Annotated in this window: 1 protein-coding gene; it reads right to left on the reverse strand. The window is 53.3% G+C overall.

What is annotated here, in order from left to right:
- On the reverse strand, positions 1 to 349 hold a 349-nt coding region (locus SB816_RS30280), incomplete at both ends, for a hypothetical protein (RefSeq protein ID WP_410548028.1).

Genomic DNA, 349 nt, shown 5'->3' on the forward strand with positions numbered 1-349 from the left:
GATGACGTAGAGCGATCTCTTGATGATTGCTGTCAGGTCCCGCATTTCCGACTTGGCGGTATCACCCAGTCCGTGGAGGCTGGAGACTCCGTCAACAAACATTCTCAACTTTTCAGGCCAAACCAGATACGGCTCCTCCGGTCCCATCTTGCTATCAGCGAAGTTCTTCCGAGCCTCAATAAGCATCGAAGAGACGGTTCGGTAGGTTTCGACTAGCCCCAAATGTTCAAGAAGTATCAGCAGCTCAACGAACGCTCTCTCTACGTAGTAGTCGGCGACGTCATCATCGTCGTCATGGTCTCCGCCACCTCGGTTGTAGCACGCGCTTAGAAATGCGTTGCCAGCCTCG

This window comes from Achromobacter sp. SIMBA_011, assembly GCF_046535435.1.
Taxonomy (GTDB): Bacteria; Pseudomonadota; Gammaproteobacteria; order Burkholderiales; family Burkholderiaceae_B; genus Achromobacter; species Achromobacter dolens.